Source organism: Sphingobacterium sp. UDSM-2020 (assembly GCF_016132525.1).
Taxonomy (GTDB): Bacteria; Bacteroidota; Bacteroidia; order Sphingobacteriales; family Sphingobacteriaceae; genus Sphingobacterium; species Sphingobacterium anhuiense.
Map to the genome: position 1 here is coordinate 5,061,725 of NZ_CP066166.1, position 21,348 is coordinate 5,083,072.

23 protein-coding genes are annotated in these 21,348 nt (G+C 37.3%); 7 read left to right on the top strand and 16 right to left on the bottom strand.

The genetic code is table 11. The features are described 5' to 3' along the window. Positions 1-9: 9 nt before the first annotated feature. The 5 genes from JAZ75_RS21355 to JAZ75_RS21375 all read right to left on the bottom strand — a co-directional run bounded on the left by JAZ75_RS21355 (position 10) and on the right by JAZ75_RS21375 (position 4,734). Positions 10-1,020, bottom strand: coding sequence for a metallophosphoesterase family protein (locus tag JAZ75_RS21355; protein WP_208698308.1), 1,011 nt, complete (start codon positions 1,018-1,020; stop codon positions 10-12). 102 nt (positions 1,021-1,122) lie between these two features. After that, complete coding sequence (locus JAZ75_RS21360) at positions 1,123-1,419, bottom strand: winged helix-turn-helix transcriptional regulator (RefSeq protein ID WP_232789294.1); 297 nt, start codon at positions 1,417-1,419, stop codon at positions 1,123-1,125. 90 nt (positions 1,420-1,509) lie between these two features. After that, entirely contained in the window at positions 1,510-2,529 is a 1,020-nt protein-coding gene (locus JAZ75_RS21365) for an LLM class flavin-dependent oxidoreductase (RefSeq protein WP_208698310.1), read from the bottom strand. Between the two features lie 414 nt (positions 2,530-2,943). Beyond that, positions 2,944-4,089 (bottom strand): hypothetical protein, encoded by a 1,146-nt coding sequence (locus JAZ75_RS21370; RefSeq protein ID WP_208698312.1) that lies wholly within the window; start codon positions 4,087-4,089, stop codon positions 2,944-2,946. A gap of 24 nt (positions 4,090-4,113) precedes the next feature. Beyond that, positions 4,114-4,734, bottom strand: a complete 621-nt coding sequence (locus JAZ75_RS21375; protein WP_208698314.1) for a DUF4304 domain-containing protein — start codon at positions 4,732-4,734, stop codon at positions 4,114-4,116. A 254-nt stretch (positions 4,735-4,988) separates the two neighbouring features. Here JAZ75_RS21375 and JAZ75_RS21380 point away from each other — a divergent pair, with 254 nt between their 5' ends. After that, complete coding sequence (locus tag JAZ75_RS21380; RefSeq protein ID WP_232789295.1) at positions 4,989-5,558, top strand: Crp/Fnr family transcriptional regulator; 570 nt, start codon at positions 4,989-4,991, stop codon at positions 5,556-5,558. A gap of 84 nt (positions 5,559-5,642) precedes the next feature. Continuing rightward, entirely contained in the window at positions 5,643-6,032 is a 390-nt protein-coding gene (locus tag JAZ75_RS21385) for a RidA family protein (protein ID WP_208698316.1), read from the top strand. A gap of 182 nt (positions 6,033-6,214) precedes the next feature. Here the strand turns inward: JAZ75_RS21385 and JAZ75_RS21390 are convergent, their stop codons facing one another. Next, positions 6,215-7,225, bottom strand: a complete 1,011-nt coding sequence (locus JAZ75_RS21390) for an OmpA family protein (RefSeq protein ID WP_208698325.1) — start codon at positions 7,223-7,225, stop codon at positions 6,215-6,217. A 100-nt stretch (positions 7,226-7,325) separates the two neighbouring features. Then, positions 7,326-8,171, bottom strand: a complete 846-nt coding sequence (locus JAZ75_RS21395; protein WP_208698327.1) for an AraC family transcriptional regulator — start codon at positions 8,169-8,171, stop codon at positions 7,326-7,328. 88 nt (positions 8,172-8,259) lie between these two features. Here JAZ75_RS21395 and JAZ75_RS21400 point away from each other — a divergent pair, with 88 nt between their 5' ends. Then, positions 8,260-9,447, top strand: a complete 1,188-nt coding sequence (locus tag JAZ75_RS21400; protein ID WP_208698329.1) for an MFS transporter — start codon at positions 8,260-8,262, stop codon at positions 9,445-9,447. A gap of 390 nt (positions 9,448-9,837) precedes the next feature. Beyond that, positions 9,838-10,701 (top strand): flagellar motor protein MotB, encoded by an 864-nt coding sequence (locus JAZ75_RS21405; RefSeq protein ID WP_208698331.1) that lies wholly within the window; start codon positions 9,838-9,840, stop codon positions 10,699-10,701. 145 nt (positions 10,702-10,846) lie between these two features. Here JAZ75_RS21405 and JAZ75_RS21410 read toward each other — a convergent pair whose 3' ends face one another. From JAZ75_RS21410 to JAZ75_RS21420, 3 genes are all read right to left on the bottom strand, one after another. Continuing rightward, on the bottom strand, positions 10,847-11,722 hold the full coding sequence (locus JAZ75_RS21410) for a hypothetical protein (RefSeq protein ID WP_208698333.1): 876 nt from the start codon (positions 11,720-11,722) through the stop codon (positions 10,847-10,849). Positions 11,723-11,814: 92 nt separating this feature from the next. Next, positions 11,815-12,471 (bottom strand): DUF4468 domain-containing protein, encoded by a 657-nt coding sequence (locus JAZ75_RS21415; RefSeq protein ID WP_208698336.1) that lies wholly within the window; start codon positions 12,469-12,471, stop codon positions 11,815-11,817. Between the two features lie 109 nt (positions 12,472-12,580). After that, positions 12,581-13,174, bottom strand: coding sequence for a DUF4468 domain-containing protein (locus JAZ75_RS21420; RefSeq protein WP_208698338.1), 594 nt, complete (start codon positions 13,172-13,174; stop codon positions 12,581-12,583). A 452-nt stretch (positions 13,175-13,626) separates the two neighbouring features. Here JAZ75_RS21420 and JAZ75_RS21425 point away from each other — a divergent pair, with 452 nt between their 5' ends. The 3 genes from JAZ75_RS21425 (at position 13,627) to JAZ75_RS21435 (ending at position 16,358) form a co-directional block, all read left to right on the top strand. Continuing rightward, positions 13,627-14,580 carry a 1-phosphofructokinase family hexose kinase gene (locus JAZ75_RS21425; protein ID WP_208698340.1) on the top strand — a complete coding sequence of 318 codons (954 nt, stop codon included), beginning with the start codon at positions 13,627-13,629 and terminating at the stop codon, positions 14,578-14,580. Positions 14,581-14,895: 315 nt separating this feature from the next. After that, positions 14,896-15,513 (top strand): hypothetical protein, encoded by a 618-nt coding sequence (locus tag JAZ75_RS21430; RefSeq protein WP_208698342.1) that lies wholly within the window; start codon positions 14,896-14,898, stop codon positions 15,511-15,513. Then, the gene (locus JAZ75_RS21435; protein WP_208698344.1) at positions 15,510-16,358 is read left to right on the top strand and encodes a hypothetical protein; all 849 of its coding nucleotides are present in this window, start codon (positions 15,510-15,512) and stop codon (positions 16,356-16,358) included. The genes JAZ75_RS21430 and JAZ75_RS21435 overlap by 4 nt, the downstream gene beginning before the upstream one ends. 56 nt (positions 16,359-16,414) lie before the next feature. On the opposite strand, the gene JAZ75_RS21440 is transcribed toward JAZ75_RS21435, so the two are convergent. From JAZ75_RS21440 to JAZ75_RS21465, 6 genes are all read right to left on the bottom strand, one after another. Next, a complete protein-coding gene (locus JAZ75_RS21440; protein ID WP_208698346.1) occupies positions 16,415-17,065 on the bottom strand; it encodes a transcriptional regulator in 651 nt (216 codons plus the stop codon). Positions 17,066-17,467: 402 nt separating this feature from the next. Next, entirely contained in the window at positions 17,468-17,884 is a 417-nt protein-coding gene (locus JAZ75_RS21445; RefSeq protein WP_208698348.1) for a hypothetical protein, read from the bottom strand. 123 nt (positions 17,885-18,007) lie between these two features. Continuing rightward, complete coding sequence (locus tag JAZ75_RS21450; protein WP_208698350.1) at positions 18,008-18,832, bottom strand: hypothetical protein; 825 nt, start codon at positions 18,830-18,832, stop codon at positions 18,008-18,010. 72 nt (positions 18,833-18,904) lie between these two features. Then, entirely contained in the window at positions 18,905-19,267 is a 363-nt protein-coding gene (locus tag JAZ75_RS21455) for a ferredoxin (RefSeq protein ID WP_208698351.1), read from the bottom strand. A gap of 249 nt (positions 19,268-19,516) precedes the next feature. After that, positions 19,517-19,828 carry a helix-turn-helix domain-containing protein gene (locus JAZ75_RS21460; RefSeq protein WP_208698353.1) on the bottom strand — a complete coding sequence of 104 codons (312 nt, stop codon included), beginning with the start codon at positions 19,826-19,828 and terminating at the stop codon, positions 19,517-19,519. Positions 19,829-19,930: 102 nt separating this feature from the next. After that, positions 19,931-21,199 carry a hypothetical protein gene (locus tag JAZ75_RS21465; RefSeq protein ID WP_208698355.1) on the bottom strand — a complete coding sequence of 423 codons (1,269 nt, stop codon included), beginning with the start codon at positions 21,197-21,199 and terminating at the stop codon, positions 19,931-19,933. Between the last annotated feature and the right edge of the window lie 149 nt (positions 21,200-21,348).

Below are 21,348 nucleotides of genomic sequence, written 5' to 3' on the forward strand. Positions count from 1 at the left end.
TTTGTTATACTACTTCGAGAGATCGATTCTGTTTAAGCTCCCGTTAAATCCTGAAACTTGAGCAGGTAAATCTTCCAGTTTAACTTCATGCTTATCATCCGCTCTTATCGCGCTTACTTTTACCGAATCCTTATTTTTGATGTTTTTCGGGATTTCAATAAAGCCGTAGGACTTATATGGCGCCTCATGATGCCCCAATAAAGAACGAGGCCCTCCACCTAGGCAACCGCTGTGATATAAAATCACCCATTCCTTTTTAGCAGGGTAATACACATGTTGATGACCGGATAAATACAGGTCTACCTGATTTTCTTTTAAAAACTGCAAGGTCTCATCAGCATGCTCCAGAACTTCTCCTGGTTTATTTTTACTTTCAACGAGTGCATATAAAGGCAGGTGACCTAAGACGATTTTAAATCTCGCCTCTTTAGCCAAAGGGCTATCCAACTGCTCCTTCATCCAGCTTTTCACTTCAGCTGGGATTTGAGATGATGACGCATCCCAGGAGATAATGAACACATTATTTTTTAAATAAGAAAAGTAATACGGAAAATGACTGCTCTCGATGAAAGTAAGATTAACATCAGCTTTATGATTGGCCCAAAATGATGCCGAAACTTCACGGTCAAGCACAAAATTGGGAGATGCATCATGATTGCCCATTGTAAATCCAAATGGTACGCCAGAAGCCTTGATAGGTTGCAGTACAGCCTGATCAAATCCCTTCCACATAGCCTGAATAGCTTCTCTCGTTAAAGTCTTTTTTTGTCCTGCGACCATATCGCCACCACACAAAATAAGATCAGGCTTTAATGTGGAAACACTTCCCACTAGATCCAACACTTCCTGACTATAAGCCGTAGATCCATAACCATCATTTAAATCCGATATGACTAAGATCTTCAGACTTTTATTTTGCTGTTCCTTCCTGATATCCTTGTCAGAAATCTGAGAAAATACAGGATCAATAACGATGATCAGCGCAAAGAAACAAAGCAAAGCCAATAAATTAGATTTCATATGATGAGGTTTGAAGTACAAGATTCAAATGTAAAACTATAATTTTATAATCCAGTTAAAAATGGAAATCATAGCCAGCAGCATTTTTGACTTCAGAAAATATTACTCCAGCACCTTTTTCTTATGATTAATGCCCCAATCCTTCAGTGCATAAATAACTGGAGTCAGCGTATCGGCATATTCCTCCAGCTGGTAGGAGATCTTTACCGGATATTCCTCGATAACAACCCTTCTGACCAGCTTATGCTGCTCCAGATCTTTCAGTTCTTTAGCCAAAACTTTGGGCGAGATCCCGGGAATACTCTCCTGGATATCCGTAAAACGATCGTTACCGACACCAATGGATATGATAATAGGTATTTTCCATTTACCATTGATCACATCCAACGTATCGCGCACCGGTCTTATAGTTTCTAGACAGTCACAGTGAACTTTTTTTTGTGCCATTGTTTTAGTTTTAAATATAATGAAAAGCGGATTAGGTTCATTTTAATCCGTGCTATCATCGGCATTGATTTCGCTCATGACTTCAGCAAACAATTCGGTCGACTTGATTCGATCCTTGAAATCATAGATTGTCGATACGACGATCAGCTCATCCACTTGTGTTTGCTCAAGAAACGCCTTGGTCTGTTCTTTCACCCTTTCCTTAGTGCCCACAAACGAGTATTTCAACATCTGATGTACACTTGGATGATGGAAGATATCCTGCAAATCCTCTGTCATTTCTGTAGGTGGATGCAGCGGTTGAGAATTTCCGGTCAAGATACCCAAAAACATTCTGACCACCGATGTAAACAATTTTTGTGCTTCTTCATCCGTTTCAGCAATAATCACATTAACACCTGCAATCGTATAAGGTTTCTCCATTACTTCAGAAGGCTGAAACTCCTCTCGGTAGATTTTTAATGCCGACATTAAATGATCGGTGGCAAAATGGCTTGCAAATGCATAAGGCAATCCTTTCCGAGCAGCGAGATGCGCACTATCGGTACTTGATCCCAAAATATAAATGGGCACATCAGCACCTTCTGCGATCGGTGCTCTGACTTTACCCGTGCTGTTGGATTGTGAAAAATAATGTTCAATTTTCTCAATTTCTGCAGGAAAAGAGTGCGCAGCTTTCATAAAGTCCGATCGGATCTCCTGAGCTGTCAGTGTATCTGTACCGGGAGCTCTTCCCAGACCTAAATCAATCCGGTTTGGATAAAGATGCGCCAATGTTCCAAATTGCTCTGCAATAATCAAAGGCGAATGATTGGGTAACATAATACCACCCGACCCTACTCTTATTTTACTGGTGTTTTCGGCTACATATAAAATTAATAACGAAGTGGCACTGCTGCCTACCGAAGCAGAATTATGATGTTCCGCAAACCAGTAACGTTTATAATTATTTGCTTCTGCTACTTTAGCCAGTTCCAGCGAATGCTGTAATGTCTGTCCAAATGTACTGCCTTCTGAAACGATGGCGAGTTCTAAAATGGAATGAGCGATATGTTTTTTCATGTTTTTGTATTTTTGATTAACTAAATAACAGCTATAAAATAGCTGCAAATGCGCCATCTCAACTGGAGATTTCTAAAGTACTGACTGCACTTCTTTTACACTTTACAAAATTACAGCAAAATCACTAACCAAAAGATAGTAGTTACCTAAAGGAAAGTGAAATATATCACGGATCCTACTTTTCAAATGCGCCAATTGGGATCACGCCAAAAATTATGATTTTGAGAAATTACTGACGTAACATCCCCAAGTGGACATAAACCCCGACATCAGGTAACAACAATTAAACAGCTACAATTCAAGATATAACACAACTAATCCAAAATCAAAAAAGTCATTTCAGCTAATGGCTGAAATGACTTTTTTTGTTGATTCCATTGCTGCAACATGTTCTTGTTAAGCAGATCTTATCGCTCATTTTATATAAATACCCGAAAACAAATAGTCTTCATCAAAGTTAAGAGTAACCTTACCGTTGCCTCTTTTGACTTCTATATAATTCGAAAATTTTAGATCATTGAAATTGATGATGTCATTTTTGTTGAATAATTTGACAGCTTCCTTAAAAGAGATTCCAGGGCGAAGACCATTGTCAAATGAAATATCCACCTGTTTAAAATCCTGAAGGCTATAGCCACTTAAAAGATTGTTTTGGGAATTTTCACCATTACCTTGACCTGCAGAAAAATACAAAAAGAAGTTTTTGTCTTTATTGTCATAAGATACTTCCGTGGTCGAAGCCGTACTGCCGTCGATCACAACCGTCCGCTCAAAATTTTTATTCATAGCTGCGGATGCGAACTCCTGCTCCGTAGTTTTCCCTACCACCAGCTGATTGAGGTTCCAATCTTTGTCTATTTTCACAACAGGCTTTTCTGTCACTTCCTTTTCAGGACTGGTATTTTTAAGCAGTTCCTTCGTATACGCCTCCTGATCACATCCGCCAAAATCAATCGTTCCGTTCATGATATCCCAATAACAGGTTTTGGAAAGATCTGTACTGTTTAAAACGATCAATCGGTCATAATCTGGCGCAAAGAAGATGTATTTTTGCTCTTTCGCGACATTCCAATACAGCCCATTATCGGTATTCGGATTTTTAGTTCCTTTTCCATACCTGCTTTCCAATTTTGCGAGTATCTGTTTCTTTAACTCCTCCGTTTTCATTTCGATCCGCATCCCGTAGATGGTATTTGCTGCTTGATAGTTTTTTAGGATTTCAGCAAGCTCATTCTTGTCTTTGAAAGATCGCACGTCGATATGACCACCACCCTGTTTCGTCAGGCTGTCTGTTTTAAGCAATTCGGAATCGATCTGGAAAAATACCTTTTGGCCCGTCAGATCAAGACCGTCAAAAGTATAGTTTGCACCATCATTTATTTCAATCATCAAGCAAAAGGGGTATTCAACCGTTTCAACACCAATTGTTTTAAGTTCACCAAAATCAATGAGGCTCTCGATGCTTTCATTCAAGTGCAATTGGGACAGATCTATCTTGTCGCGGTCTTTACAAGATAGCAGGACAGGAAGCAGAGCAAATAGTAGGATAAGTTTTTTCATAAGTTCAATTCAAGGTCTTGTACGCTAGCGTAATAAATCCGCAATGGTTTCTTTTCGTTTATTTTTTCTTAACAGCTCAGACAGGTTGTCTTCAAATATCGTCCACCTTCGTTGCTGTCCAAAAGTATCATGCAGATTTTTGACAAAACGTTTTGCATCTGCCAAATTATTTGTTAACAGTAAATATTCAAATAGTTCCTGATAATTGTTGAGCCCATTTTTGTTGATCATCAAATCCGTCAGATCGCTGGTCCTGTTGATGTTATCATATAACAACACCACCGATTTTAGATCCTGGTGAAGTGTCAAACTTAAAGTTTCCAAGTCCGTGTCCTTTGTGATCAAGTAACCGTCATCGACGGCATTGATCAGCGAAGAAATGCGATCTTTGAAATAACACTCGTATTCTTTCGGTTCTACAAGTTCTGATCGACCTATTACTTTATCGATAACGGTCGAATGAATACCACAATTAATATAAAATTTTGTCTGTTCAGAACTGTTCCCATGACTATTTTGAACGTTCAAAAGGAAAACCAGATCAGCATTTCTTTTATAAAAATTCATCCCTTTCTTCGTGAAGCCATTTTCTTTCAGTAACGGTTTTACCACTTCTGCGATCAGCTGATTAAATTTTTCTTTCATTGTCTGGGATCAAATATTATCTTAAAGGGTCTAAAAGAGACGATTCAGTTTGTCAATATCCATTCGAATTACTCCAATAGATAACAAAACACCGCCGGGTTTAGTTTTGAGCCATACCATCAATGACAGACGGTAGTACCAGTCCATATATATTGCCAAAGCTCACGGGGCAATTTAGAAAAAATAGCGCAATCATTTTATAACTTAGTATACGATGCATAACTTGCAGGTGACTTCACATATTATAATCCCACATGAATGCTATAAAAGATACATTGCGAGCACATATCGAAAAAATCATCAGCCTTTCGGATGAGGAAATATCATCGCTATTTAATCATTTCACATTTCAGGAATTTAAGAAAAATGAACTGATCATCGCAGCAGGTCAACCGGTTAAGCATGTGTACTTTGTAATTTCAGGATTGGTAAAGCTAACATATACTGATAGTGATGCAAAGGAACATCTCATTTCTTTTGCGATGGAAGACTGGTGGGAAACAGATTTCGTAGCCTTTTATTCCCAGAGCCGCGCTACCTTATCGTTAAAATGCATTGAAAACACACAAATGCTTTGCCTTACACTAGAAAATTTTGAGAAGCTATGTGCGCAAATGCACAAGATGGAACACTTTTTCCTTAAAAAATCAATCGCTGGGCATATTGGCTCGCAACAGCGTATTTTATCATTTCTTACTTCCAGTGCAAAGGAAAGATACGAGCAGATCATTAAAAACCAGCCCTCTTTGATACAGCGCATTCCCAAAACATTGTTGGCATCCTATCTCGGCGTATCCCGCGAAACATTGAGCCGCATCTTATAAGACATTTGAAAACTGTGATATTTGTCACACGCTCATACAAAGCAACATCTTGATCTTTGTACCATACTTTAATAAAACATTAAAATGGAAAAAAAGATCATTAATCCATGGACTTGGCAAGATGCCAGAAGCTATGTCCAGGCAGTAGAAGTGAAACATGTTGAAAGTACCTTGTATGTATCCGGCCAGACAGCGATCGACGAGCATGGCATTTCAAGTGATGAGCATATGCGCGTCCAACTGCAGAAGACATTGGAAAATCTTGAAAAAGTAATTCGTGAAGCTGATTTCGAACTCAAGAATATTGTCAGGCTCAATGTCTACACCACAGATTCAGCGGCATTGTTTGAAAATTTTGATCTTTTCCAAGAATGGATCAATCGGAACCAAATCAAGCAAACAAGTACAGTACTGGAAGTACAGCAACTATTTGAAACCCTTAAAGTTGAATTAGAAGCCACGGTTGTTAAATAGCAAACCATAAAGCCAAAGATCCACCCGATGGAATTTCCAGCTTATCACTTTTTTATCATAATTCCTTGTAAGGCCCTGCTCACAAGGAATTATGTGTTTTTTCTAGCATGCATTCATATAATGATTAATATCAACCAACTGCTGGACTGCTGGCTATTGTTGTGCCTACAGTTGGCCACGGATTATTTATTCACTTTGACTAATTCCACGCGACGGTTTTTGGATTTATTAGCTTCCGAATCATTTGCGACTAAAGGTCGCTCAGCTCCGAAACCCGCTGCTGATAATCTTGATTTTTCAATTCCCTGCATGGTCAACAGGCTCAATACCGCATGGGCACGATCGTCTGAAAGTTTTTTGTTATGCGTTGCATCACCGGTATTATCCGTATGACCTTCAATAGCAATTTTTAAACCCATATTATTCTTTAATGCTTTCGCAATTTCGTTCACTAATTCCTTACCATCAGCAGAAACATTGGATTTATCAACACCAAAGTTAATGTATAAAATAGATTTGCCCTTTTCAGATAAGTCTTTTGAAATCTCATCTGCCGTGACCTTTGTTATCGTCTGCTTAAAAGCTTCCTCTTGAAGAATATTGAGCTTTCCTGCTGCATTATTTGAAGAAAACTGGATGTAGATATTTCCCTTATCTTTTGTACGAACGACATAAAACTTAATATTTTCACCTTCATAGCCAATATCACCTTCATCACCTTTATTTGGATCTTTTTTGTTATAGCGTTCATATTCCTCTTTTGTAATTTCACCATCAAATACTTTAACTGCTCCGATAGTAGTCATATAATCCGCCATACTTTTTTCAAAATATCGCTGCGCATATTCTTCACCCTCTTTTGCTGTAACATTAATTTTATATAATCTACCTTCAAATGGTGTCATCGTGCCATTAACCGGGAAAAAGCAAACATCAAACTTCTTCTGCAGAGGCTTATTCTGTTCTATCAACCCTTCGGGTAAAGTAAAAAATGGGAAATCTCCCAAATCTGCATTTGAAAAGGGTACATTTTCGATATTGAAACTTTCATTCGCATCATTACTTGCCTGGTCACTGGTTGAAACCTGCTCTTTCTGATCTCCTGCTTCTCCGCTTTGTTGATTTTCTTTCGTTTTCTGATTACATGAAATCATCATGGTGCCTAAGGCGAATAAAAGTGCTGCTCTTTTCATTTTAAATTTAATTGAAGTTTAAATTTAAAGTTCTGCATAAATAATTAAAAAATCAATATTCTTCTACAACATTTAGAATCCTTAATCTTTTCGGATTCACTCAAACCGCTACCCTAGCTCCTTTCGTCTTTTTAAATTCTGATAAGCTCATCTGATGCCGTTTTTTGAAAAACTTATTTAGATGGCTTTCATCTGAAAAACCAAACTCCGTGACGATTTCATTGACCCGCATATCACTGAACAGCACCCGGTGTTCAATCAGGCGCATTTTATAATTTAAGATGTATTGCTGAATCGTTTCTCCGGACTGATTTTTAAAGTAACTGCCCAGATAGGTTTCTGAAAACCCAAATTTCTTCGCGATCACAGCAACTTTCAATAGTGCTGGATCATGGATATTGCCTTGGATATAATCAATGATCTGAATCACCCTCTTATCCGAATTGGAGGTAATCTGCTCCGCTCGCATCTTCGAAATATTTCGTGCTGCGATGACAATCAACGCATTCACGTAATTCAACGTCAGCTCATCCTGATACAGATCCGGATGATGGATACCATGAAGCAGTGATTCTACAATCGAATTGACCAAAACAACATCAGGCTTATTCTGTAAAATACAGCCCGACAAAAAAGAAGCACCGTACAGGAGGCATTCCATGGAATTAATACTGTTCCAGGGGTAGTTTTTCACATAACGTTCACTGAACTTCACAAGCAACAGGTCCGTACTTTCCAAGATTTCGAGGTGATGCTGATCATTTGGTGTCAGGAGAATCAGACTGCCTTTACTGTAAGAAGCCATATTGTTGTTGATGTTCAGAAATCCTTTTCCGGAAATAACATACACAATCTGAAAAAAGGAAAAATGCATATCCCGTAAAGGACAGCTAGCGCCCTGATGATATTCTACTTTGACCAATTCATCGATGTTCTCACGTTTCATAAGACAAAAATACCTAATTATCATGAAAATATACTGATTTTTCACATTTTTTCTGTTCAATTTTGCCATACATAAATTTTAACAAATAATGAAAACATCAATTTACGTCTTAGCACTTGGCGCTTTTGGCATTATAACCACAGAATTTGGGATCGTCGGCATCCTCCCGACCATCAGTCGGCAATTTGACGTATCCATCGATACTGCAGGTTGGCTGTTGAGTGCCTTTGCGATCACTGTCGCCGTTTCCTCCCCTTTTATCACCTCATTTACGACCAAGATAAACCGGAAGCTATTGCTCTGTCTGGTCATGAGTATATTTGTTTTTTCGAATTTAATTTCTGCCTTTTCGACCAACTTCACCATGCTGATGGTCGCCCGTATCTTACCAGCGATCTTGCACCCGCTATTCTGGAATATCGCCATCGCCATTGCATTTAAAGAAAAGGGTGCAAAAGGCGTTTCTACTGTTATGCTGGGATTAAGCTTGGCCACGGTGCTGGGAATCCCCCTCACCACCTATGCCGTAGATCTGTTTCATAACTGGCAGGCTTCCTTCTTCCTCAGTAGCGCGATCAGTTTAATCGCTTTTATCGGTCTATTGTTCTTTATTCCCTCAATGCCGGCAGATCAGGCGATATCGACCAAAAATCAGGTCGAAGTGCTGAAAAGCCCGCTTCTATGGCTCAATCTCATTTCGACCATAGCCACTTTAGCGGCCATGTTTGCCAGCTATACCTACCTGACCGCCTATCTGGAAGAGATTACCAAGATGGACGGTGCGCAGATCAGTATGATGTTGCTCCTCTTCGGTGGCATGGGAACATTAGGAAACTGGCTGATGGGACTGGCCCTGAACCGAAATGTACGCTTAACCGCCAGACTGTTTTTAATGCTCTTAGTGACGGTACAGATCCTGGCTTACTATTTTGGCGGACATTATATTCCGATGGTCATTATCGTATCCCTTTGGGGAATGATCCATACCGGCGGATTTTTGGTGTCCAATATCCGCACCACGCAATCTGTTCCCCATCATGCCTTAGAATTTGTGAACAGCTTACTGACTTCCTCTTTTAATATCGGAATTTCCTTAGGGGCATTTCTAGGCGGAATAGTCAGTGTACATTATGGTGTTCATCATGTATTATGGGTGAGTATCCTGTTGCTATCGGTGACGTTTATCCTAAGTTTTGTAAGCTTCCCGAAGAAGATCTCAGAAAACGAAGAAGAAAACCAATTGGACAGAGCTGCATCAGCCTGCGTACATAGTTAAATGAGACGAATGTTATATATAACCAAAGAGCGCTTCCATATGGAGGCGCTCTTTGGTTATAATTGACACAATACCCATAAAATTGCTATTATATCGTTATAAAAACGAGTCGTTTTCTACGATGAATTATCCCTCCATGGTCATTTAATATTCCATTGTCGGAAAGTAGATCAGCACACTTTTGCTATAAACTTTTGTTTGCTAAAATAAGAATCAAATTTCTTCGTTTATGATTGTATCTATGAATTAACATCAGCTTGTGAGCCAATAAGGCATCAATTTTGTGTTATACTATTGGTCTGGCTAGAGACGTAATAAAAAAAGGTAATTACCTATTTTTATTTTATCTCCGAGATGCCTGTCAAGTATTAATTTTTAATTTTAAAAACTATGAAATATCCGTTAATTATTTGCGCGCTCCTAGCGCTGGCAACTTTAGGATCAAGTTGTACCAGTAATAAAAAATTTGCCGCACTACAAGCAAGTTACACCCAGTTACAACAAAGTAATCAGGACCTGAGCAGCCGCTTACAGGCATCTGAAAGTGATTTAAACGGTTCAAAAATCAGAATTAAGAGTTTGGATGAGCAGATTGCTTCCGAAAAAGCAAATGTTGCCGCTTTACAGACAGCATTAAACAATTGTCTAAGTTCCAGCACGCAGGGAAATGCAAATATTTCAAAACTTGTCGATGAGATCAATTCATCCAACAAATACATCCAGCAGCTTGTCAATAGCAAAAACAAAAGTGATTCACTTAATTTAGTGCTGACCAACAACCTGACACGCTCCCTGAGCAGAGAGGAAATCAGAGATGTTGATATCCAGGTATTAAAAGGAGTCGTCTATATATCCCTTGCTGATAATATGCTTTACAAATCTGGAAGCTATGAGATCTCAGATAAAGCAGGTGAAACATTAGCGAAGATTGCTAAGATTATCACCGATTACAACAGTTACGATGTACTGATTGAAGGTAACACCGATAATGTGCCTATCAGCATGCCTAATATCCGCAACAACTGGGATTTAAGTACATTAAGAGCTTCATCTGTGGTGATGGCTTTACAAAACAATTATGGAGTAGATCCAAAACGTTTAACCGCAGCGGGACGTGGCGAGTATAATACCATCGCACCTAACGATACCGAAGCTGGAAAAGCAAGAAACAGAAGAACACAGATCATCATTACCCCTAAGTTAGATCAATTTATGGAACTAATCGGTAAAGCCCCAGAAACAAGTCTGGACTAAATAATTGGACAGGTGGCATTGTTCTATCAAATTATAAAAACAGACAAATGCTATCAATAATAAAAAACAGCTCTTCTATTTGGAAGAGTTGTTTTTTTATCATCTATATAAATAATAAAGGACTATGCATTTATTTCCTTTTAATCTATCCCTGTCCCCCATCGACTTTCTTAAATTTATAAATATGCGCAATTCCTTTTAATTTTATTAAAATATAATCAGCGTCGTCAGTAATTTCAATATCTTCTTTCGCTATATTACCCTTTCCTGAAATAGATCCAGTCCAGAAAGTTGAATAATTACCTTCAGATCTCGTTAAAGAATGGCAGAAGATCTTCAAATCACTAGAGCCTCCCTCTATAAGTATCATCTTGTTATTCTCAAAGAAAAAAGAAGTCAACGCCCCTTTTAACAAATCATACGGTATGTCCGCTGTTTCAAGTATAATTTTACCGGTAGATCGATCATACATATACAGTTTACCATTACTGTAAAACCAGACTGTTTTTGTTGTAAATGTTATAGTATAAACATATTTATTCGCATCGTTTGACAGATTTCTTCCAACATTTATCAGTTTACCTTCATTAGGAAAGATAACTTCAAACGAAATAATTGGCTGGTCAGGTGACGTGATATTTGGTCCTTCAAACATTAATAAAACCGCATTCCCCTCTGTTAATACATCACTCGGATAAAATCTAAAAGCGTTGATTTTATTCTTTAATGATGTATCCAATTGTGCCGTTTTCTTTAAGTATACTTTACCCGACGCATCAATATAAGCGACCATATAATCGATGTCGTTACGCCCAACGACAACTTTATAGTTTTTGTTTTTAGTCATCCCTTCATATACATGAGCATAATCTTTCAGCTCAGGCAGGACAGAAATGTATTTTGCTTTTATCTTATCGGCAGCAATTTCTTCTATTTGCCTGATCGGATCATCCGAAGAATTTTTGCTACAGCCGGTTAGTGCTAGCGATGCTACGATTAAAATTGGTAATACCCTTTTCATAATTTCCATATGTTAATACAACATTAAAAAAAGTGATAAAGAAAAAGCTGAATTTACTGGTTTATAGACAAACTACTTACATGAAACACTAATTACCAATTACTGATTGTATTCGATTTATCAATAATCTGTTTTACGATTGCATTAAGATGAGCATTCAGTCCATTGGTAGCATCTTCTAAAAGCAATTTGCCATTTTGGTCATAAATCGCCACTCGATCGTTCTTGCCTTTAACAAGATTTAGCGTTGTCCAGCCACTATTACCATATCCTCTTCCAGCTCTGAAAGTTCCTTCGTACCATCTTTTAAGTTCAAAAGTAGGACTGTTGACCCGAATCTTGCCATCTTTAAAAAGAAAGGACAAGGTATACGACAGGTCATATTTATAATTCGTTTTTCCAAAACCACCACTGCTATGTTTTACAGGTATGGCTTTTTCTTCATATGCTGTCAAGGTAATACTTTCACCCTCTAAGACACTGAGACCTTTTTGAGGATTGCTGTACAGCGAATTTATGGCATTGAGTACGTTCTTGTACAAATCCGCCTGTTTTACGTTTGGAACATCTACTACCGCAAAATCTTTATTGTCGTTGGATACAAAACCGTTGGCTGTTAGCTTAAAATATTGCGCAAAACTCAGCTGTGTAACCAGCAAAAGTATCACCATACCTAGCATTTTCTTCCTATTCATCATCTTGAAAATTTTCAATTCTACCTTTGTTGCTGGATTCATGATATACATCATGAGTGATCCACTTTGGATCAACAAAAATATAATTATTTATCAAATGGCAAAAAATAAGTTTTTAGAGGTACGTGATTTTCAGAAGGTCACGGCTTTATTTCAAAAGCAATTACCAATTATTGATCGTTCCAGATTTATCAATGATCTGTTTTAAGAGCGCATTAAAATGACTGTTTAAACCATCGTAGGCATCTTCAAATCTGACTTTTCCATTATCTTCAAAAAGATATAATTTCGATTTCCCGACTTTGATCAAGTTTAGTGTAACCCATTCATCCCCACTCCAGCCACTTGCGCCTTTGTAAGAACCTTCGACATATCGTCTCGCTTCAAAAGCAGGACTGTTGATCCGAATCTTGCCATCTTTAAAAAGAAAAGTCAGTGTATACGATAAATCATATTTACGAAGAGTTTTTCCGAGCCCATTAGAAAGTTTTATGGGTAAAACTTCCTCCTCATACGCTGCTATACTAATACTTTCACCCTCAACGACACTAAGCCCTTTCTGTGGATTTCTGTAGATACTATTGATGGCATTAAGGACATTTTTATACAGATCCGTTTGTTTTACATTCGGGACTTCCACCACCGTATAATCACTGTTGTCGTTGGATACAAAACCCTTAGGCGTTAATTTAAAATATTGAGCAAAACTCATCTGGGTGACCAGTACAAGAATGACAATACCTAGCATTTTTTTCATATTCATAATTTTTTAGTATTTTAAATGAGCTGCTTTCTCTTGGATCAATGATTGTTCCACTTTACTAAATTACTACCTTTTTTATTTTAAAATTTTCGTAAATAGACTGGAGACCAATTTTGATTGCAGTTTTGAGTATTTCAGTTGCATTTGGATACTAGAAACACTTAGCGCTTTGGTGGTTTTAGCCGCTTCATTAATCGGTTATTTATTGACACGAATAGGACTACAAACACGACAGAAAATAAGAGCGAACATACAACAGCCATTTGGCAAAATAAAACAATAAAAAAACGAAAACACGATAGCTAACAAGGTAATGTCAAAAGAATGGCCGAAGGAAATCAATTAAACTTTTTAATTATATTTGAATATAGGTATTTCTAAAAAATGGCAGCGCTAAAAATATTCGCGGCAACTTTATTGTTCGCCAACAGCTAAATATAAATAAAATGTCAAAATCAGTCCTAACCATAACATTAAACCCCTGCATTGATAAAAGCAGCACGGTTAAAGGAATTCTACCCGAAAAGAAACTGCGTTGTGAAGCTCCAAAATATGAACCCGGTGGCGGAGGTATTAATGTATCAAGAGCATTAAAAAGATTAGGGATAGCATCAGGTACAATTTTTACATCGGGAGGCAGGACAGGGAAACTTCTTGAAGAGCTTTTGCAAAAGGAGGAAATTGATATTTTGCCTTTGCCGGTTGGAAATGAAACAAGAGAAAACTTTATTGTTGTAGACGCTTTAAATAATCAGCAGTTCAGGTTTGGTTTTCCGGGGCAATCTATATCTGAGGAAGAACAAATCGATATTTTAAAAACTATTGAAAGCATCAATACTTTTCCCGAAATAACCATTATAAGCGGCAGCTTACCTGAACAAGTTAAGCCTGAATTTGTAAAGGACATTATTCAAATATGTAAGCACAAAAACAGTAAAGTCATTGTAGACACTTCTGGCAAAGCATTGGAAATAGCTGTGAACGAGGGTGTTTTTCTTGTGAAGCCCAATATTGGAGAGTTAGCAGCTCTTTCAGGAAAAAGCGAACTGACCGAAAGCACCATGGATGATGCCGCTAAAAATTTAATAGCAAGCGGTAAAGCGGAAATAATAGTTGTTTCTTTAGGTGCTAAAGGTGCTGTACTGTATTCTGAAAAAGGAAAGGTACAACAAGCCGCACCGCTAGTGAAGGTCCGTAGCACTGTCGGAGCAGGAGATAGTATGGTCGCAGGTATGGTTTCTGTTTTGGCAAATGAGGGAAATGCGGAAGAAATATTGCGTATGGGCATAGCTTGTGGTACAGCGACCACAATGGCAGAAGGAACAGCGCTCTTTTTGAAGCAAGACGTAGATAATTTATACCAACATCTCCCCCAAATACATAAGGGTAAAGGTAAATAAGCCACCGGTTAAGAAGTAAAAAATACAATAAAAGGGGATTAGGTTATGGAGAGAAAGTATTTAGCCTAGCTAAAATGCTGCTTTTAAAAAATCCTCGCTACATATTCATATATTTAGTAGGTCCATATCGCGATATTCCTCAAAAAACCGCTTGAAATCTTTCCTATTAAAGTCGAAAAAATGGACTTTTAAACTCAAATATCCCTGTAAAGAGAATTTAATTTTGTTAATCTATTTTACAATCACTACTTTTATAAAGAAAACTAAATGTGATGTAAGCAAAAATAGCGCTTTTAACCTTATAAGTTTAACGAAATGAAAATAACCGGCATCAACATGCGATATATCCTTATCCTTTTTCTAGGAGCCATCGTATTCCAGTCCTGCACAAAAAAAACTCCCGAAGAACCAAAAGTAATACCTGAGCCCGAACCTGAGAAAGGTCCAGACCCGATCAAGGATCAGACATATGTTTACAGCTCGGAGAGCCAATTGGAATTTGGCCTTTATCAAAATAATAACTTGCTATCTTCATTTGCACAAACTGAACAAGATAAGAACTTCAAGAACCGTCCAAAATATTTCAGGCCTCAGACCATGACGCTCAAAAAGGACTCCTTGTTCATTTCCAAAGCTGGTGGCTACAAAGAATCGTACAAAATAAAATGGGAAAAAGAAGATTTGTTTATTTATCAGGATCAAGAAAAAGACTGGAAACACTTTGCTACGAAGAACGACAAAAATGAGATCTCATTAAATATTGCACTCTACAACAGCCAATTAAAAAGCGAAAATTCCAATGCACGCCGCTCGGGTCAGCTTTACAACCCATCGTCGATAAATGACATATTGAGTGATAAAAGTAGAGCCGATATGAAAACGATCTGGTTAAAGATCAAGGTTATTTATGTACCCGAAATTATAAAATCATGAAAGTAAAAATACTCATCATATTATTGAACATATTTGGTTTAAACGTCCTAGCACAAGAAGCCGACGATGACAAAGACAGGATTTTCACCAATAAAAATATTGAGAAACTATATCTGGGTGCAATTATGAAGATCAGTTCGCTCCATGCGGATAATTATGAATTTATTGAAGCTCCAAATCTCCCGGATGTAGACTATTTACAAACAACAGATGTCACGCTTGTAGCTCCGACCAAATCTGCGATGATCAAATTTATACTGAAAGATATTGAGGGCGATGACCTATCAACAATAGTCAGCACATCCTGGCCCAATACCCGAAAAGTAGCATCATATGACAAGTTAGGGACATTTTTTGGTCAAAAGATAAATGCTGAAATAATGCTTGCGGTCAACCCAAAAGCTAAAAATTCCAAACCCCTATATGCGGCAAAATTCACCAATCTTATCTACAGCTTAGACTGTATGCCTGATTATGCCAAAGCAAGAGCACATACTGCGATGAAAGGTCTCGATCCAAAAGACTATATGTATGTTGATGGAATTTCCTTTGGCAGGGCTGCATCAATTTTCATGGAGTCTGATGCGGACTATGAAACGATAAAGGCACTGATCGAGAAAAAATACTTAAAAAGAGAACTAACCGAGCAGGACGAGGCAATCTTGGCAAATTCAACCATTCATTTCCAAATTTCGGATACAAAACAAGTAGATCTTCTGGATGGAGACCCTTTTGAAATTATTCGCGATTATATGACTAGCCCGATCACAAAGGAGGACTTCCTAAGGCCAATCTGGTTTACTGGATCTGATTTAAAAGATGGCTATATGGTATTTACGCCGTAGAAATATTTGAACAGGATCACATCTAAAAGATTATCGCTTGGCACAAAGTCTAAAACCTAATTACGTGCTGGATATGATGGCGCCGGATAATCCCTGTCGACATGCATTTTATTGATCAAAATATCGTTGATCCGCTGACGCATGCGCTTATCATCGACCGAAATTTTAAGAATTTTGTTGGTATAATAGGTATCGCTTTTAAATTCACTTTCTATTTTACTGGCAAATGTTGGGGCCAGCGATTTATATGCAAATGAAAGCTCAGTTTCGTTTTCTGCTATTTTTTTTACGGTCAGTGTCCAGATAAACCCATATTCAGGAAATAAAAAGCTTTTTTTGATCGGCACAAATTGCGTTTTTTTGCCTTTTAACTTGTAATTATAGAGCATATAAATACTTGGTTTAGAAACGTCTTTCGCTGCCGCTGCGACCAGCTTATTATACTCTTTTTCGTTGTCAACAAGAATTTCAGTACTTAAACCCTTCTCCTGGATTTCAAAGGTCGCCGTAGTATCTGTATGCGCCAAGGCTTTAACCTCCATATCCTGATCAATATACCAGCCATCCATATCTGGGATAGCATCTTTTACACGTTCAAAACTTGCCTTTAATTTGATTGGAAGCAACTTACTGGTCACCGTTTGCGCACGCAGACCATTAGCTGCAGCGATAAAAAGAAGCATTATACAAAGATATTTTCTCATCATGATTATATTCATTTAGCAAAATGAAGAACTCCCGTAAATTACAGGTTTTATCGGTAGCATTCTATAACCAATTTATATTTGAGGGGCATCGTTTACAATTCGTAAGGTATTTGTGTTCATTCGTACAGTTTGATATGGTATACACCACCCTCCAGACTACTTGTTGTACAACTTAGCGTCTTCTTAAGACCAATCTGGTTTACTGTATGTGATTTAAAGGATAGCTTTATGTTATATACTCCGTAGGAATATTTGAAGAGTATAATGAACATTCACTTCATAAATTATTGACACAAAAGAAGGATTTATTTAATCAACTACTTATTTTTTAAAAAAGCCGTTTACATAATTGCAAACGGCTTTTTTTTGATTTGACAACGATACGAGTAGTTTATTAAACTGCTATAACCCTAGTGAATCTCTGATCTGCTTATTAGATTCTTTTAAGATAGAATCCATATTAGTAATATTACTTTCTTTGATAAATTTATTATTATTGACCAGATCTTTTTGGATTAATTCATAATATTCAACAGGAATTCCTTTAGCTACAAACTCTTTTTCACTTAAGTTAAACACCATCTTATTATCTTTTACGGCAAGATTTTCATAAGTAACAGTCGCAAGCTTTTTTAATAATGCTTGCTGTTCCGGCGTTCGTAAACTATCCGGTATCTGTTGTACATAATGATAACCTGGTTTAAAATAAGGCTCATCCTTCTTAATTTCCGTTACTGTTTTATTTTCTACTGTTTTATTACTATTCCGACATGAGAATAATATTAAAATTATAAATGGAATAAAAACAAGCTTTTTCATCCTTCTAAGATAACATTTTTTATGTTGCTGTCTTCCAATTTACTTTACCTGCATTAGAATCAGTTGGAATTCGAAAAGTTGATTCCCTTTATTAGCCGTTAATTAAATTTGTACAACAAAGCTTTATTGTTTTCCTTTAGGAAGACTTAAAATCTCCTGTTTAAATTCTTTTGTCAAAAGCGGTAACAAGTCATCATAATTGAACAATACCATTGGGGTAATTTGGATGTGTTCAACAGGATACCAAATTTTTGCAAACCTTATTATCGCTTGTTTTGCATTATCGATTTGCCCTGTCAGATAAAAAAGTCTTGCGGCATTTATGTGAATATCATCTAGGAAAATTTTAGCAGCAAACTTTTCATAATAGGCTAGACTTTCGTCCGTATTTCCTGACTCTAACATAAAGTGAAGCAGGTATGCTGCTCCTTTTTCACTATCAAATGTCAATTTTGGACGATACTGCTTTAGTTGTGCAATAAATTCACCAATTGATTTACCGTCATTTATAATTTTAATCGGTTTATCCCAAATACTCAAAACATTTTCTCCCTTTAGTTTAGCTAAATGACGTTCAATTTGAAACCTATAAGTACGTATCTGATGTTCAGGTAAATTTAATTTTTCTTTTTCAGTCAAGAAATTGCTGTAAAAAGTCTCTGCTCTTAAAATACTTCCCGTCATTAGAGCCGTATTTGTGTATGCAGAAAAGTGCTCACTTAAAACGTTGCCAGCATACCATTGGTCATTAAATGGCAAACCACTTTCATCGTTTGTCATCGCGATTTCGTAATTGCTCTTGAAGTAATTTATCTCCGCATGAACTATAGCTTTCTGAGGTCCAAAGCCTTTTATTTGTTCTAACTGCTCTAGACCAATTTCAATTTGTCCACCTCGTAAAGTGTCCAAGATATCTCGTAATTTTTTCGGTATTTTTACAGTGCTCATTTTTAAATTTCAATACTTTTGTGGAATTAGTACTTTAATGTCTTCCGTAAGATTTAGTCTTTAGAGACGACTTCATTTCAAAAATTTCTTTAAAAAGCCAAACCTGCCTTTACGTTTATGATCACATTCATTTTCCAATCCTTCCTCATAAAGCCTTTTCAATATTTTCTCATCCGTACCTCCGTACCGTAGACCAGCAATACATGAAACCTGCATAGCACAGATCGCTCTGTCCAATTCATCTGGAGTTTCTGGCTGTTTTTTAAAATAGCAGTGTCCGTATTCAGCTTTCGAATGATCAATGAGGTCAGGCGCCTCAAATTCCGGAGCCCCGCAACGAATACAAGCATCATTCTCTACATAAAAATCTCCTTGAGAATTTTCTGAATACCTAGCAGGTGGCTCCTTGCTGTGTTTTTTATCAAATATTTTCATCGCGTTATTATTTCTTTTAAGCACTTTATCTCATTATATTAAAATATCTGTAGAAAAGGTGATCACTGTTAGTACTGTCGTTCTTTTATTCAGAACTTGGGTTGGTCTAATTTTCTTTCTAAAGATTAAATGAATGACGAACTTTGTTATATTTAGGGTCTAAATCAATTTTATAAGTGTAAGTTATCAAATTTAAATATAAAAAAAGTCATGCTTTCTTTTGATCGCACGACTTTTATACTAAAATCACTAAATTCTTCCTCTTCTCCTACCTTCTTTTAATTGTCTGTCCAGATCTGAAAGACAATAATAGTGGCGCTTTCCTTTTCTTCGCGGTATCAACTCCCCTTGCTTCACCCAACGGTAATAGGTCGCCTCCGAAATCTTCAACAGATCGATCACCTGATTGATATCCAGTAAATCAGAAAGATGCGAAAGATCGGTTTCCGCATCGGGATCCACCTGTCTGGAGAGGGATACTTCATTCTGTTGCACAGATTTTTCCAACAATTGGGTAATGGTCTCCAGCTGTTGACAGATTCGTTCAATAAAACTTAACATAAAAAATAACTGTTCATGTCCGGTACCGAATCTATGGGGTTCCAGTTAACGGTTGCACAACCTGAAAGCCCAATACCTTACTGTTAAAGATAAATTTATCGCCTACTTTTTTTTGCCCAATGTATCGTACAATTGCGCTGCATCCATTTTAAGTAAACGATCTGGTTCCCAAAAATATTCGAAGCCTTTTCTAAAATGTCTAGACAGCAATAGTTTCTTCAATTTATCATGCTTCACCTTTTCGTCCAAAACATTTTTACAGAAATCATCGATCAATATATTGAACTTACCGCAGCCCTGGACACCAGGTAAGAATTTTCCATTACAATACAACATATTTAAAGTAAGATCCGCATTCACCGTCACCATCCAGGGATTTCGCAACAGTATAGCGGCTTCCTCATCTTCCAAAACCCATTTTTCACCAGAAACGTAAACACCAAGATTATATTTTTTTAATTTGAGTATCAGCATCACTTCATATACCCGGCGCACAGCTCCTGGCTGCACAGCATGAGACAGATGCCGGTCCCAGATAAAATGCATCAATGTATCCATGATCCTCGACTCTGTCCACGCTAACGGCCATTTTCCATTCGCATCAAGTTCATATTTCTGAAGCGATGGAAACATTTTAGTAGGCTTTTCAGCCTCCTGATCGCTCAGAAGATCTAACTGCGTTTTTAAAGCTATATTTTCAGCTTTTATCTCCTTAATTATATCATCATTATTTTCCTGTGTAGAAAGTGATTCGGCAAGCAGTGCATCAATTTTGGTTTTCAAACCTTCCTGATGCTGAAGCAGATGATTATGGTCGTTTGACAGTTCATGGTGGTGCTGTTGCAGTTCTTGATAAGCACTATCCAAAACCGCCCGTTCATGCAACAAGGCATCATGGTCCAGCAAGGCTTTTCTCGTATTCTGAAACGGAAGAAGTGATGCCTGTGGGCGAGCAAACAATAAACAGCAGTAACTGAGCAATGGCATAATGAAAAACCAGAAGTCAGCTCTAAAATAAGCCATAGAGAATATAGACTTGCCAGTCTTAAGACCTATTGCCACATGAAGTACCATCATATGCAAGGCCACAATTACACTTGTTGCCAACAGTACAAATAAAATAAACTGCCATTTCCTGGGCAGCTTATATAAACCGTTAATATCTGTATACCAAAAATTAATGAACCACGACAGTAACATGAGGTATACGAAAAGAAGCGGAACAGTCATGAGCATGATTGTCCGAAAAGGAACACTTTTCAAACGAGCCATCGGATCATACCATGAACTACCCAGATTGATGAGCAAAGTACATAACAGAACACCAACAGTGTAAAACAATAATTTTCGTAAAAATCGAGCAGATTGCATAAGTTAAAGTGAATTGTAGGTTTGGCTAATTAAAACGACAACAAACATTAAATTTAAACATATTTATTACGTTTTACAATACTAAAAGTAAAAATACGTAATGAATATTAACTACTTAGAAGCAATAAACCCTTAAGTATCCACTTTAT